This window comes from Streptomyces sp. LUP47B, assembly GCF_001746295.1.
GTDB lineage: Bacteria > Actinomycetota > Actinomycetes > Streptomycetales > Streptomycetaceae > Streptomyces.
Genome location: NZ_MJAH01000014.1, coordinates 65,769 through 78,922, shown reverse-complemented (window position 1 = coordinate 78,922; position 13,154 = coordinate 65,769). Strand labels below are relative to the sequence as shown.

Genomic DNA, 13,154 nt, shown 5'->3' with positions numbered 1-13,154 from the left:
CGATGGACCACCGCCTCTCCCCCGAGCTGGAAGAACTCCGCCGCACCGTCGAGGAGTTCGCCCATGACGTCGTGGCGCCGAAGATCGGCGAGTACTACGAGCACCACGAGTTCCCGTACGAGATCGTCCGCGAGATGGGCCGCATGGGCCTGTTCGGGCTGCCGTTCCCCGAGGAGTACGGCGGTATGGGCGGCGACTACCTCGCGCTGGGCCTCGTGCTCGAGGAACTCGCGCGCGTGGACTCGTCGGTGGCGATCACCCTGGAGGCCGGCGTCTCGCTCGGCGCCATGCCGCTGCACCTGTTCGGCACGGAGGAGCAGAAGCGCGAGTGGCTGCCCCGGCTGTGCTCGGGCGAGATCCTGGGCGCGTTCGGCCTCACGGAACCGGACGGCGGCAGCGACGCCGGGGCGACCCGCACGACGGCCCGCCTCGACCCGGACACCGACGAATGGGTCATCAACGGCACCAAGTGCTTTATCACCAACTCCGGTACCGACATCACGGGCCTGGTCACCGTCACCGCCGTCACCGGGCGCAAGCCGGACGGCAGGCCGCTGATCTCCTCGATCATCGTCCCCTCGGGCACCCCGGGCTTCACGGTCGCGGCGCCGTACTCGAAGGTCGGCTGGAACGCCTCCGACACCCGTGAGCTGTCCTTCTCGGACGTCCGGGTCCCGGCGGCGAACCTGCTGGGCGAACAGGGCCGCGGATACGCCCAGTTCCTGCGCATCCTCGACGAGGGCCGGATCGCCATCGCGGCCCTCGCGACCGGGCTCGCGCAGGGCTGTGTGGACGAGTCGGTGAAGTACGCCAAGGAGCGGGAGGCGTTCGGGCGGCCGATCGGCGCCAACCAGGCGATCCAGTTCAAGATCGCCGACATGGAGATGAAGTCGCACACGGCCCGGCTCGCCTGGCGGGACGCGGCCTCGCGTCTGGTCACCGGCGAGCCCTTCAAGAAGGAGGCGGCCCTCGCCAAGCTGTACTCCTCCACGATCGCCGTGGACAACGCCCGCGACGCCACCCAGATCCACGGCGGCTACGGCTTCATGAACGAGTACCCGGTCGCCCGTATGTGGCGCGACTCCAAGATCCTGGAGATCGGCGAGGGCACCAGCGAGGTCCAGCGGATGCTGATCGCACGGGAGTTGGGGCTGCCGGGTTAGACCGCGGACGGCAGGGCACCCACTGCTTCGGCGAGGCGGGACCGCCCCCTGGACATTCAGTGAGGTTAGGCTAACCTACATTCGAACTTGTCCGGCGGGCGCTCCGCCCCGTTCGAAAGCAGCCACACATGTCCAACGCACGAGCCGCCCATCTCACCCGCCGTGGCATCCTCGCCGCGGGCGGCGCACTCGGCCTCGGCGCCGTGCTCGCGGCCTGCGGTGACGACGACTCCGGCAGCGAGGGCTCGAGCAAGGAGACCACGGCCGCGAAGGCCGGGCCCTGGACCTTCAAGGACGACCGCGGCACGACCGTGAAGCTCGACAAGGTTCCCACGAGGATCGTCGCCTTCGTCGGCGTCGCCGCCGCGCTCCACGACTACGGCATCGAGGTCAAGGGCGTCTTCGGCCCCACCAAGACCAAGGACGGCAAGGCCGACGTCCAGGCCGGCGACATGGACGTCAGCAAGCTGACGGTCTTCGGCAACGTCTGGGACCAGTTCAACGTCGAGCAGTACGCGGCCTTCGCGCCCGAGGTCCTCATCACCACGACCTTCGACAGCGCCGGCACCCTCTGGTACGTCCCCGCGGCCTCCGCTTCCAAGATCGCAAAGCTGGCGCCGAGCGTGGCCGTCTCCGTCTACGACCGCCAGATCACCACGCCGCTCCAGCGGGTGTGGGAGCTGGCCGAGTCCCTCGGCGCCGACATGACGGCGACGAAGGTCACCGACGCGAAGAAGCGGTTCGAAGCGGCGTCGGAGCGGCTGCGCACCGCCGCCAAGGCCCACCCCGACATCAAGGTGCTGGCCGGATCCGCGGCGCAGGACGTCTTCTACGTCTCCGGCACCAACCTCTCCATCGACCTCGAGTACTTCAAGGCACTCGGCGTGAACTTCGTGGAGCCCCCGGCGTCCGTACTCAAGGCCTCCGGCGGCTGGTACGAGTCGCTGAGCTGGGAGAACGTCGACAAGTACGCGGCCGACATCATCATGATGGACGACCGTACGGCGACCATCCAGCCGGCCGACATCACCGAGGCGACCTGGAAGAAGCTGCCCGCGGTGAAGGCGGGGCAGGTCATCTCGCGGTCGCCGGAGCCGATTCCGTCGTACGACAAGTGCGTGGCGATGGTGGAGAACCTCGCGAAGGCGATAGAGACCGCGAAGAAGGTCAGCTAGGCACGTCGTTGACGCCGATTCAGGAGTAGCCCCATGACCACGGCCGTAGCCGCCCCGTTCCGCTTCTTCTCCCTCCAGGTCGTACGGACGAGGCGGCTCGGCCCGTCTCTCGTCCGGGTCAGCTTCACCGGGGAGGACCTCCGGCACTTCTTCTCCGACGGACGCGATCAGTCGCTGTCCCTCTTCCTCCCCGCCGAAGGGCGGACCGAGCCCGGAGTTCCCGTCGAGCTCGGCGACGGATGGTGGCAGGCGTGGCGTGAACTCCCCGACGACGTACGGGCCGTGATGCGGTCGTACACGCTGCGCTCGCTCCGTCGGGACCCCGACGAGATCGACATCGACTTCGTGCTGCACGAGCCCGCCGGACCGGCCTCCCGGTGGGCCGCACGTGCCGCCGCGGGCGACCGGGTGCAGTTGCTCGGGCCCGCCGTCGCCGACAACCGGGCGATCCGGTTCCGTCCGCCCGAGGACACCGATCTGGTGCTGCTGTGGGGCGACGAGACCGCCCTGCCCGCCGTCTCCGCGATCCTCGAAGCCCTCCCCGCCGGCCGGCGTGCCCGTGTCTGGCTGGAGGTGCGCGACGCCGGGGACATCCAGGACCTCGCGACCGAGGCGGACGCCGAGATCACCTGGCTCGTGCCCGAAGAGACCGGCGCCCAGTGCTCCCCCATGGCACTCGGCGCCCTTCGCGATGCACAACTGCCCGACGCCGAGCGGCCGTACGTCTGGATCGCGGGCGAGTCCGGGTGCGTGAAGGAGCTGCGGCGGCACTTCGTGCGGGAGCGCGGGATCGACCGGCGCCGGGTCACCTTCGTCGGGTACTGGCGGCAGGGGATGACCGAAGAGCAGCTGCGGGCAGCCTAGTAACTCCCGTCCAAGTGACCCCGGTCACTGATGAGGCAGGTTTCCGCCCGAGTTAATTAGGTTAGGCTTACCTAAGTTGAACCCGGGGCCCCGCCCCGCTCTGCCCCGTCCCGCACGGATTCCCCACCGGAGGGCCCCCACATGCGCTCGCACCTGCTCAATGACACGACCGCGGAGAGCTACCGCCGCTCCGTGACCGAAGGAATCGAGCGGGTGGCGGCCAAACTCGCCACCACCACAAGGCCGTTCACCGGAATCACCGTCGACGCCCTCAGCCCCCGCATCGACGGGATCGACCTCGACAAGCCCCTGCTGGACACGGCGGCCGTGCTCGACGAGCTGGAGGAGGTGTATCTCCGGGACGCGGTCTACTTTCACCATCCCCGCTACCTCGCCCACCTCAACTGCCCGGTCGTCATCCCGGCCGTGCTCGGCGAGGCCATCCTCTCGGCCGTCAACTCCTCGCTGGACACCTGGGACCAGTCGGCCGGCGGCACCCTCATCGAACGCAAACTGATCGACTGGACGACCGCGCGCATCGGTCTCGGCGACAACGCGGACGGGGTGTTCACCTCCGGCGGGACACAGTCCAACCTGCAGGCACTGCTGCTCGCCCGCGAGGAGGCGAAGACACAGACAGCGGCCGGACTGCGCGTCTTCGCCTCCGAGGTCAGCCACTTCAGCGTGAAGAAGTCGGCCAAGCTCCTCGGCCTCGGCCAGGACTCCGTGGTCTGTATCCCCGTCGACCACGACAAGCGCATGCAGACCGTCGCCCTCGCCCGTGAGCTGGAGCGCTGCCGTCGCGACGGCCTGGTCCCGATGGCCGTCGTCGCCACCGCGGGCACCACCGACTTCGGTTCGATCGACCCGCTGCCCGAGATCGCCGAGCTGTGCGAGCAGTACGGCGCCTGGATGCATGTGGACGCGGCCTACGGCTGCGGGCTGCTCGCCTCCCTCAGGTACCGGGACCGCATCGACGGCATCGAGAACGCCGACTCGGTGACCGTGGACTACCACAAGTCGTTTTTCCAGCCGGTGAGTTCGTCCGCCGTACTGGTACGGGACTCCTCGACGCTGCGTCACGCCACCTACCACGCGGAGTACCTCAACCCGCGCCGTATGGTGCAGGAACGTATCCCTAACCAGGTGGACAAGTCCCTCCAGACCACCCGCCGCTTCGACGCGCTGAAGCTGTGGATGACCCTGCGCGTGATGGGCGCCGACGGCATCGGGCAGCTCTTCGACGAGGTCTGCGACCTGGCCGCCGAGGGCTGGAAACTGCTCGCCGCCGACCCGCGCTTCGACGTGGTCGTCGAACCGAGTCTCTCCACGCTCGTCTTCCGCTACGTCCCGGCCGCCGTCACCGACCCGGCCGAGATCGACCGCGCCAACCTGTACGCCCGCAAGGCCCTGTTCGCCTCCGGGGACGCGGTGGTCGCGGGCACCAAGGTGAGCGGCCGCCACTACCTGAAGTTCACCCTGCTCAACCCTGAGACGACGGTCGAGGACATGTCCGTCGTCCTCGACCTGATCGCCGGCCACGCCGAGCAGTACCTGGGAGAGTCCCTTGACCGCGCGTCCTGAAAACACGCCCAAGACCTATGACTTCGTGGGTATCGGGCTGGGCCCCTTCAACCTCGGCCTGGCCTGCCTCACCGAGCCCATCGACGAACTCGACGGGATCTTCCTGGACTCGAAGCCCGACTTCGAGTGGCACGCCGGCATGTTCCTGGACGGCGCCCACCTCCAGACCCCGTTCATGTCGGACCTGGTCACCCTCGCGGATCCGACCTCGCCGTACTCCTTCCTCAACTACCTGAAGGAGAAGGGCCGGCTGTACTCGTTCTACATCCGCGAGAACTTCTATCCGCTGCGCGTGGAGTACGACGACTACTGCCGCTGGGCCGCGAACAAACTGAGCAACGTCCGCTTCGGCACGACGGTCACCGAGGTGACGTACGAGAACGACCTCTACGTCGTGAAAACCGCGGCCGGTGAGGAGTTCGGCGCCCGCCACCTGGTCCTCGGCACCGGCACCCCGCCGTACATCCCGGAGGCCTGCCAGGGGCTGGACGGCGACTTCATCCACAACTCCCGCTATGTGCAGCACCGTTCGGAGCTGGTGAAGAAGGAGTCGATCACCGTCGTCGGCTCGGGGCAGTCCGCCGCCGAGATCTACCACGACCTCCTAAGCGAGATCGACGTCCACGGCTACCGGCTGAACTGGGTCACCCGCTCCCCCCGCTTCTTCCCCCTCGAATACACCAAGCTCACGCTGGAGATGACCTCCCCGGAGTACATCGACTACTACCGCGAGCTCCCCGAGGCCACCCGCTACCGGCTCACCGCCGAGCAGAAGGGCCTGTTCAAGGGCATCGACGGCGACCTGATCAACGAGATCTTCGACCTGCTCTACCAGAAGAACCTCGGCGGTCCGGTCCCCACCCGCCTGCTCACCAACTCCTCGCTGAACAGCGCGCGTCACGAGAACGGCACGTACACGCTCGCCTTCCGCCAGGAGGAGCAGGATAAGGACTTCGAGATCGAGTCGCAGGGTCTGGTTCTCGCCACCGGCTACAAGTACGCCGAGCCGGAGTTCCTGGCGCCGGTCAAGGACCGGCTCGTGTACGACTCCCAGGGCAACTTCGACGTGTCCCGCAACTACGCGATCGACGTGACGGGCAGAGGCGTCTTCCTCCAGAACGCCGGCGTCCACACCCACAGCATCACCAGCCCCGACCTGGGCATGGGTGCCTACCGCAACAGCTACATCATCCGAGAACTGCTCGGCACCGAGTACTACCCGGTCGAGAAGACGATCGCGTTCCAGGAGTTTTCCGTATGACCTCCTTCACCTTCCGCCCCCTCGACCCCCTGAAGGACGCCGAGCTCCTGCATGGGTGGGTCACCCACCCCAAGGCCGCGTTCTGGATGATGCAGGACGCCACGCTGGTCGACGTCGAGCGCGCCTACATGGACATCGCGGCCGACGAGCACCACCACGCGCTGCTGGGCCTCGACGAGCAGGGCGTCCCCGCCTTCCTGATGGAGAAGTACGACCCCGCCCACCGCGAGCTCGTCGGGCTGTACGAGCCCCGGCCCGGTGACATCGGCATGCACTTCCTGACCCCGGCGACCGACAGGCCCGTCCACGGCTTCACCCGGTCCGTCATCACCGCCGTGATGGCCCACCTCTTCGAGGACCGGGCCGTCGAGCGGGTCGTCGTGGAACCGGACGTCTCCAACAAGGCCGTCCACGCCCTCAATGAGGCAGTCGGGTTCGTGCCCGAGCGGGAGATCCAAAAGCCGGAGAAAACAGCCCTGTTGAGCTTCTGCACCCGGGAACGCTTCTTTGAAACGACGGGGGTGACCGCATGAGCCTCGCCGACGCCGTGGCCCACCTCTCCCCCGAGCGCTGGGAGACCGCCAACCGCCTGCTGGTCCGCAAGGCCCTCGCCGAGTTCGCGCACGAGCGGCTGATCGAGCCCGAGGAGACCGACAAGGACCACTACGTCGTCCGCAGCGACGACGGCAGGACCCGCTACGACTTCACGGCCGTCCGCCGCGCCCTGGACCACTGGCAGATCGACGCCGACTCGATCACCCGCCACCGCGAGGGTGCCGAACTCGCCCTCGCCGCCCTCGACTTCTTCATCGAACTGAAGCAGACCCTGGGCCTGAGCGACGAGATCCTGCCGGTCTACCTGGAGGAGATCTCCTCCACCCTCTCGGGCACCTGCTACAAGCTCACCAAGCCACAGATCCCGGTCGCCGAGCTCGCGAAGAGCGGCTTCCAGGACATCGAGTCCGGTATGACCGAGGGCCACCCCTGCTTCGTCGCCAACAACGGCCGGCTCGGCTTCGGCGTCCACGAGTACCTCTCGTACGCCCCCGAGACCGCGAGCCCGGTCCGCCTGGTCTGGCTCGCCGCGCACCGCTCGCGCGCCGCGTTCACGGCCGGGGTCGGCATCGAGTACGAGTCCTTCGTACGCCAGGAGCTGGGCGAGGAGACCGTCGAGCGCTTCTACGGCGTCCTGCGCGCCAAGGGCCTCGACCCAGCCGACTACCTCCTCATACCGGTCCACCCCTGGCAGTGGTGGAACAAGCTCACCGTCACCTTCGCCGCCGAGGTCGCCCGCGGGCTGCTGGTCTGCCTGGGCGAGGGCGACGACGAGTACCTGGCCCAGCAGTCCATCCGGACCTTCTTCAACCGGTCGAACCCCCAGAAGCACTATGTGAAGACGGCCCTGTCCGTCCTCAACATGGGCTTCATGCGCGGACTCTCGGCCGCGTACATGGAGGCGACCCCGGCCATCAACGACTGGCTCGCCGCGCTGATCGAGGGCGACCCGGTGCTGAAGGCGACGGGCCTCACGATCATCCGCGAGCGCGCGGCCGTGGGCTACCGGCACCTGGAGTACGAGGCAGCCACCGACCGCTACTCGCCGTACCGCAAGATGCTCGCCGCGCTGTGGCGCGAGAGCCCGGTCCCCTCCCTCCGGGACGGGGAGTCGCTCGCCACCATGGCCTCGCTGGTCCACGTCGACCACGAGGGCCGGTCCTTCGCGGGCGCCCTCATCGAGCGGTCGGGACTCGCCCCGGCCGACTGGCTGCGCCGCTACCTCCGCGCCTACTACACCCCGCTCCTGCACAGCTTCTACGCCTACGACCTGGTGTTCATGCCGCACGGCGAGAACGTCATCCTGGTCGTGAAGGACGGCGTGGTCGAGCGGGCGATCTACAAGGACATCGCCGAGGAGATCGCCGTCATGGACCCGGAGGCGGTGCTGCCGCCGGCGGTCGAGCGGCTGCGCGTCGAGGTCCCCGACGACAAGAAGCTGCTGTCGATCTTCACGGACGTCTTCGACTGCTTCTTCCGCTTCCTCGCCGCGAACCTCGCCGCCGAGGGGATCCTGGAGGAGGAGGACTTCTGGCGCGCTGTCGCCGAGGTGACCCGCGACTACCAGCGCTCGGTGCCCGAACTGGCCGAGAAGTTCCGGCAGTACGACATGTTCGCCCCCGAGTTCGCCCTGTCCTGCCTCAACCGCCTCCAGCTGCGCAACAACAAGCAGATGGTGGACCTGGCGGACCCCTCGGGCGCGCTCCAGCTGGTCGGCACGCTGAACAACCCCATCGCGGGCCGGTAGCGGCTCTCCTCGACGACGTCCTGGACAAGGCGCTGGGCAAGTGGGCCCCGAATGCCAGAATTTCCCCATGGCGGAAATCCTCCAGAAGGACGGCACATGGGTCTTCGACGGCGACGCTCTGCGGCTGACTCCGGGCAGGGACAAGAACGTCGGGCTGCTGCGCAGAGCGCTGGGTGAACTCGTCGTCCCGCTCGGCGCGTTGGCGGGCGTCTCCTTCGAACAGGGCAGGAAGACGGGCCGGTTGAGGCTACGGCTGCGCGACGGCGCCGATCCCCTGCTGCACGCGACCGGCGGCCGGCTGACCGAGCCGCACGATCCCTACCAGCTGACCGTGGAGTCGGACCGCTACGGCGTGGCCGAGTACTTCGTGGACGAGGTCCGAAGCGCGCTGCTCCTGGACCAGGTCCCCACCGACCCCGTGGACGGGTATCTGCTCGCGGGCCCGGCCGTCCCCCTCGCCGTGTCCGCGGGTGACGGCACCGCCGCCTTCGACGGCGAGCACATCCGGCTGGAGTGGAACTGGAAGACGGAGGACGCCAAGGCCTCCGCGGGGCCCCGCACCCTCGCCCTGACCGACGTCGTCGCCGTGGAGTGGCAGCCCGCCGCCGGCCTGGAGAACGGCCACCTGCGTTTCACCGTGCGACACGCTCCGACGAAGGCCCCGCCGAAGTACGACCCCAACGCGGTGGAACTCTGGGGCTTCAAGAAGGACCCGCTGATGGCGTTGGTCGCGGCCGCGGTCCAGGCCAGGCTTCCGCACCCGGCCCGGGCCGCCGCCATCGACGTGGGCACACCACGGGACGTACGACCGGAAACGCCTTCTTCTCCGGTCGGCTCCGCCGAGGACGGTCACGATGCCCTCCTGCGCCGGCTGCGCGAGCTCGGTGAGCTGCACCGCACGGGTGTCCTGACGGACGAGGAGTTCACGATGGCCAAGCAGGCGATCCTCAAGCGGATGTGATCCGAGGTGGCTTACTTCGCCTTGCGGGCCACCGTGAAGTGGTCGATGCGGTCACCGGTCTCGGCGATGCCCGACACCTTCAGCTTGGCGTAGTGGCCCTTCGCCGCGGGTTCCACGTCCACGCGCAGGAAGGAGTAGTTGAGGTAGCGCACCCGGGACCAGGCGACGGTCTCGTTGACCTTGCCGTCCTTGGTGTTGATGAAGGAGGCCACCGAGTCCTGCTCGTTGAGGTGGCCCTCGTACGAGTCCGGCGCGGTGAACGCGTACAGGCTGCGGCCCGCGGCGCCCGCCGTGACGTAGACGACGCCCTCGGTCTCCGAGTAGGCCGTCTCACCGATGGGGAGCTTCTTGGCGACCTTGTCGCCCTTGATGACGTCGGTGCGCTCGTACTGGTGGTTGTGGCCGTTGATGACCAGGTCCACCGTGTACTTGTCGAACAGCGCCACCCACTCCTGGCGCACGCCCCCCTCCGAGGCGTGTGCGGTGGAGGTGCAGTACGCGCAGTGGTGGAAGAACACGATGATGAAGTCGATGTCCTTCGAGGCGCGGTACTTCTTCAGCTGCCCCTCGAACCACGTGGTCTGGGTGCCGCCGGAGATGCCGAGGTTGGCCGGGATCTCGAAGGAGACGTCGTTCGGGTCCAGCGAGATGACCGCCGTGTTGCCGTAGACGAAGGAGTACACGCCCGGCAGGTGCGCCTTGTCCGGCCCGTTGTCGGGGAGCGTGAAGCGGGCCTCCTCGCCTCCGTAGCCGTTGGGCGAGTACCAGGCCTCCATGTCGTGGTTGCCGTAACTCACCATCCACGGCACGGACTTGGCGACCGACTCGGTCTGGGCGAGGAACTGGTCCCACACGCGCGAGTCGAAGCCGGTGTCGGCGGTCTTGCCGGCGCCGGCCGGGTCGGCGTACGCGATGTCGCCGGCGTGCAGATGGAAGGCAGGGTTCTGGCCGAGGAGCAGGCTGTCGTTGGCCAGGCCGTGGTAGCTGACACCCTGGTCGCCGAAGGCCGTGAAGGTGAACGGCTTCTTGTGGGCGGGCGCGGTGGTGAAGGTGCCCAGGGTGCCGGTCAGGTGCGGCTCGGCCGGGTCGAAGCCCTGGTGGCCGACACCGTAGTAGTAGGTCTGGCCGGGACGCAGGTGACTCAGCTTGGCGTGCAGGTAGTACTGCGTGTGATCGCCGCTGGCGCCGACGCCGGCCGGGGTGTAGAGGGTGCGCACCTCGGCCTCGATCTTGCGGGAGAGGTCCCAGGGGCGGGCGCCGATCCGGATGAACGGCTTCTTGACCGCGACCGGCACCTGCCAGGAGACGGTCATCTCGGTGCGCGCGTCGTTGCCGTACGCGAGGTGTCGGCCGAAGGGGGCGACGAGGGCGCCGTCGACGCTCTCGGTACTGGCGAAGGTCTGGGTCGGCGTTGCGGCCTGGGCGACGGCGCCCGGCACGAACGCGCCACCGGCGACGGCGCCCAGCGTGACGGCGCCGCCCCTGATCATGTTGCGCCGGGAGAATCTGGCGCGCAGGTACTCGTGCTGCTCGGCCATGCTCATGTGCTCGGCGAGCTGGTCGGGTACGCCCATACGAGGAATGTCCATGACGTCTGAAACTCGTCGCCATGAGCAACGAGGTGTGAGACGCAGGATGGACAGCTTACGAACAGACGTCCATAAGAACATCAACAGCACCTTGCCCGATATCGGGCAGGTTTCTTGCGAAACGGCTCGCGGTACCCCAGGATCTACCGGGTGCACGACGACCTGGTTGATCATCTGACGCGGTCCACGCCCCTGAGCCGGGGCGAGGCGCTGCGGGTGATCCAGGATGTGCTCGCCTACTTCGACGAGACGACCGTGGAGTTCGTCCGTCGCCGCCACCGCGAGCTCCAGGCGCAGGGCCTGGTGAACACGGAGATCTTCGGACGGATCGAGGCGGATCTGGCATACCGAGCGGTGGCACCGCCCGAGCTCACGCTCAGGCAGCTACGGCGCATCGTCTACGGCTAGGAATACATATATATGTGCGGAATCGTCGGTTACATCGGGAAGCGTGATGTCGCCCCCCTGCTCCTGGAGGGCCTGCAGCGCCTGGAGTACCGCGGCTACGACTCGGCCGGCATAGTCGTCACCTCGCCGAAGACGGCCGGCCTGAAGATGGTCAAGGCCAAGGGCCGCGTGCGCGACCTGGAGGCGAAGGTCCCCACCCGCTTCAAGGGCACGACCGGCATCGCCCACACCCGCTGGGCCACCCATGGCGCCCCTTCCGACGTGAACGCCCACCCGCACCTGGACGCCGAGGGCAAGGTCGCCGTCGTCCACAACGGCATCATCGACAACGCCTCCGACCTGCGCCGCAAGCTGGAGGCGGACGGTGTCGAGTTCCTCTCGGAGACCGACACCGAGGTCCTCGTCCACCTCATCGCGCGCTCCCAGGCGGAGAAGCTTGAGGACAAGGTCCGCGACACCCTGCGGGTGATCGAGGGCACCTACGGCATCGCCGTGATGCACGCCGACTTCAGCGACCGCATCGTGGTGGCCCGCAACGGCTCCCCGGTCGTCCTCGGTATCGGCGAGAAGGAGATGTTCGTCGCCTCGGACATCGCCGCACTGGTCGCCCACACGCGGCAGATAGTGACGCTGGACGACGGCGAGATGGCCACGCTCAAGGCCGACGACTTCCGCACCTACACGACGGAGGGCACCCGCACGACGGCCGAGCCCACCACCGTCGAGTGGGAGGCCGCCTCCTACGACATGGGCGGCCACGACACCTACATGCACAAGGAGATCCACGAGCAGGCCGACGCCGTGGACCGCGTGCTGCGCGGCCGCATCGACGACCGCTTCTCCACGGTGCACCTGGGCGGCCTCAACCTGGACGCCCGCGAGGCCCGCCAGATCCGCCGGGTGAAGATCCTCGGCTGCGGCACCTCGTACCACGCGGGCATGATCGGCGCCCAGATGATCGAGGAGCTGGCCCGCATCCCCGCGGACGCGGAGCCCGCCTCGGAGTTCCGTTACCGCAACGCGGTCGTGGACCCGGACACCCTCTACATCGCGGTCTCGCAGTCCGGTGAGACCTACGACGTCCTCGCGGCCGTCCAGGAGCTCAAGCGCAAGGGCGCGCGCGTCCTGGGCGTGGTGAACGTGGTCGGCTCGGCGATCGCCCGGGAGGCGGACGGCGGCATCTACGTGCACGCGGGCCCGGAGGTGTGCGTGGTCTCCACGAAGTGCTTCACCAACACGACGGTGGCCTTCGCCCTCCTCGCCCTGCACCTGGGCCGCACCCGTGACCTCTCGGTCCGCGACGGCAAGCGGATCATCGAGGGCCTGCGCAGGCTGCCCGCGCAGATCACCGAGATGCTGGAGCAGGAGGAGCACATCAAGAAGCTGGCCGAGCAGTACGCCGAGGCCCGCTCGATGCTCTTCATCGGCCGGGTGCGGGGCTATCCGGTGGCCCGCGAGGCTTCCCTGAAGCTCAAGGAGGTCTCCTACATCCACGCCGAGGCCTACCCCGCCTCCGAGCTCAAGCACGGCCCCCTGGCCCTCATCGAGCCCGCGCTGCCCACGGTCGCGATCGTCCCGAACGACGACCTCCTGGAGAAGAACCGCGCCGCCCTGGAGGAGATCAAGGCCCGCAGCGGCAGGATCCTGGCGGTCGCCCACCAGCACCAGGAGAAGGCCGACGAGACGATCGTGGTCCCGAAGAACGAGGACGAACTGGACCCCATCCTGATGGGCATCCCCCTCCAACTCCTCGCGTACCACACGGCCTTGGCGCTGGGCCGGGACATCGACAAGCCGAGGAACCTCGCCAAGTCGGTCACGGTCGAGTAGCCGACCCGAAGGGCCGC

The 13,154-nt window shown here is 68.2% G+C and carries 11 protein-coding genes; 10 read left to right on the top strand and 1 reads right to left on the bottom strand.

All coding sequences use genetic code 11. The annotated features are described in order from the left end of the window. Positions 1 to 2: 2 nt before the first annotated feature. From BFN33_RS34785 to BFN33_RS34750, 8 genes are all read left to right on the top strand, one after another. Positions 3 to 1,163: an acyl-CoA dehydrogenase family protein gene (locus BFN33_RS34785; RefSeq protein WP_069764178.1), complete on the top strand. Its 1,161-nt coding sequence runs from the start codon at positions 3 to 5 to the stop codon at positions 1,161 to 1,163. Positions 1,164 to 1,291: 128 nt separating this feature from the next. Then, positions 1,292 to 2,338 carry an ABC transporter substrate-binding protein gene (locus tag BFN33_RS34780; RefSeq protein ID WP_069764177.1) on the top strand — a complete coding sequence of 349 codons (1,047 nt, stop codon included), beginning with the start codon at positions 1,292 to 1,294 and terminating at the stop codon, positions 2,336 to 2,338. Between the two features lie 33 nt (positions 2,339 to 2,371). Then, complete coding sequence (locus tag BFN33_RS34775) at positions 2,372 to 3,202, top strand: siderophore-interacting protein (protein WP_069764176.1); 831 nt, start codon at positions 2,372 to 2,374, stop codon at positions 3,200 to 3,202. A gap of 141 nt (positions 3,203 to 3,343) precedes the next feature. After that, positions 3,344 to 4,786, top strand: coding sequence for a lysine decarboxylase DesA (desA, locus tag BFN33_RS34770; RefSeq protein WP_069764175.1), 1,443 nt, complete (start codon positions 3,344 to 3,346; stop codon positions 4,784 to 4,786). Further along, positions 4,770 to 6,047 carry a lysine N(6)-hydroxylase/L-ornithine N(5)-oxygenase family protein gene (locus BFN33_RS34765; protein ID WP_069764174.1) on the top strand — a complete coding sequence of 426 codons (1,278 nt, stop codon included), beginning with the start codon at positions 4,770 to 4,772 and terminating at the stop codon, positions 6,045 to 6,047. The genes desA and BFN33_RS34765 overlap by 17 nt, the downstream gene beginning before the upstream one ends. Next, positions 6,044 to 6,580, top strand: a complete 537-nt coding sequence (locus BFN33_RS34760; RefSeq protein WP_069764173.1) for a GNAT family N-acetyltransferase — start codon at positions 6,044 to 6,046, stop codon at positions 6,578 to 6,580. Before BFN33_RS34765 ends, BFN33_RS34760 begins: the two co-directional genes overlap by 4 nt. After that, the gene (locus tag BFN33_RS34755; protein ID WP_069764172.1) at positions 6,577 to 8,349 is read left to right on the top strand and encodes an IucA/IucC family siderophore biosynthesis protein; all 1,773 of its coding nucleotides are present in this window, start codon (positions 6,577 to 6,579) and stop codon (positions 8,347 to 8,349) included. The genes BFN33_RS34760 and BFN33_RS34755 overlap by 4 nt, the downstream gene beginning before the upstream one ends. A 67-nt stretch (positions 8,350 to 8,416) precedes the next feature. Then, positions 8,417 to 9,310, top strand: a complete 894-nt coding sequence (locus BFN33_RS34750; RefSeq protein ID WP_069764171.1) for a DUF4429 domain-containing protein — start codon at positions 8,417 to 8,419, stop codon at positions 9,308 to 9,310. Positions 9,311 to 9,321: 11 nt separating this feature from the next. Here the strand turns inward: BFN33_RS34750 and BFN33_RS34745 are convergent, their stop codons facing one another. Continuing rightward, positions 9,322 to 10,884 carry a metallophosphoesterase family protein gene (locus tag BFN33_RS34745; RefSeq protein ID WP_069764170.1) on the bottom strand — a complete coding sequence of 521 codons (1,563 nt, stop codon included), beginning with the start codon at positions 10,882 to 10,884 and terminating at the stop codon, positions 9,322 to 9,324. A 165-nt stretch (positions 10,885 to 11,049) separates the two neighbouring features. Here BFN33_RS34745 and BFN33_RS34740 point away from each other — a divergent pair, with 165 nt between their 5' ends. Together BFN33_RS34740 and glmS are read left to right on the top strand one after the other, a co-directional pair. Further along, complete coding sequence (locus BFN33_RS34740; RefSeq protein ID WP_069764169.1) at positions 11,050 to 11,307, top strand: hypothetical protein; 258 nt, start codon at positions 11,050 to 11,052, stop codon at positions 11,305 to 11,307. Positions 11,308 to 11,319: 12 nt separating this feature from the next. Next, positions 11,320 to 13,137: a glutamine--fructose-6-phosphate transaminase (isomerizing) gene (glmS, locus tag BFN33_RS34735; RefSeq protein WP_069764168.1), complete on the top strand. Its 1,818-nt coding sequence runs from the start codon at positions 11,320 to 11,322 to the stop codon at positions 13,135 to 13,137. The last annotated feature ends 17 nt before the right edge of the window (positions 13,138 to 13,154 follow it).

Coding starts and splice junctions, on each gene's coding strand:
- BFN33_RS34760 (WP_069764173.1), top strand. CDS start 6,044: ATGACCTCCTTCACCTTCCGCCCCCTCGACCCCCTGAAGGACGCCGAG.
- BFN33_RS34755 (WP_069764172.1), top strand. CDS start 6,577: ATGAGCCTCGCCGACGCCGTGGCCCACCTCTCCCCCGAGCGCTGGGAG.
- BFN33_RS34785 (WP_069764178.1), top strand. CDS start 3: ATGGACCACCGCCTCTCCCCCGAGCTGGAAGAACTCCGCCGCACCGTC.
- BFN33_RS34750 (WP_069764171.1), top strand. CDS start 8,417: ATGGCGGAAATCCTCCAGAAGGACGGCACATGGGTCTTCGACGGCGAC.
- BFN33_RS34780 (WP_069764177.1), top strand. CDS start 1,292: ATGTCCAACGCACGAGCCGCCCATCTCACCCGCCGTGGCATCCTCGCC.
- BFN33_RS34745 (WP_069764170.1), bottom strand. CDS start 10,884: ATGGGCGTACCCGACCAGCTCGCCGAGCACATGAGCATGGCCGAGCAG.
- desA (WP_069764175.1), top strand. CDS start 3,344: ATGCGCTCGCACCTGCTCAATGACACGACCGCGGAGAGCTACCGCCGC.
- BFN33_RS34775 (WP_069764176.1), top strand. CDS start 2,372: ATGACCACGGCCGTAGCCGCCCCGTTCCGCTTCTTCTCCCTCCAGGTC.
- glmS (WP_069764168.1), top strand. CDS start 11,320: ATGTGCGGAATCGTCGGTTACATCGGGAAGCGTGATGTCGCCCCCCTG.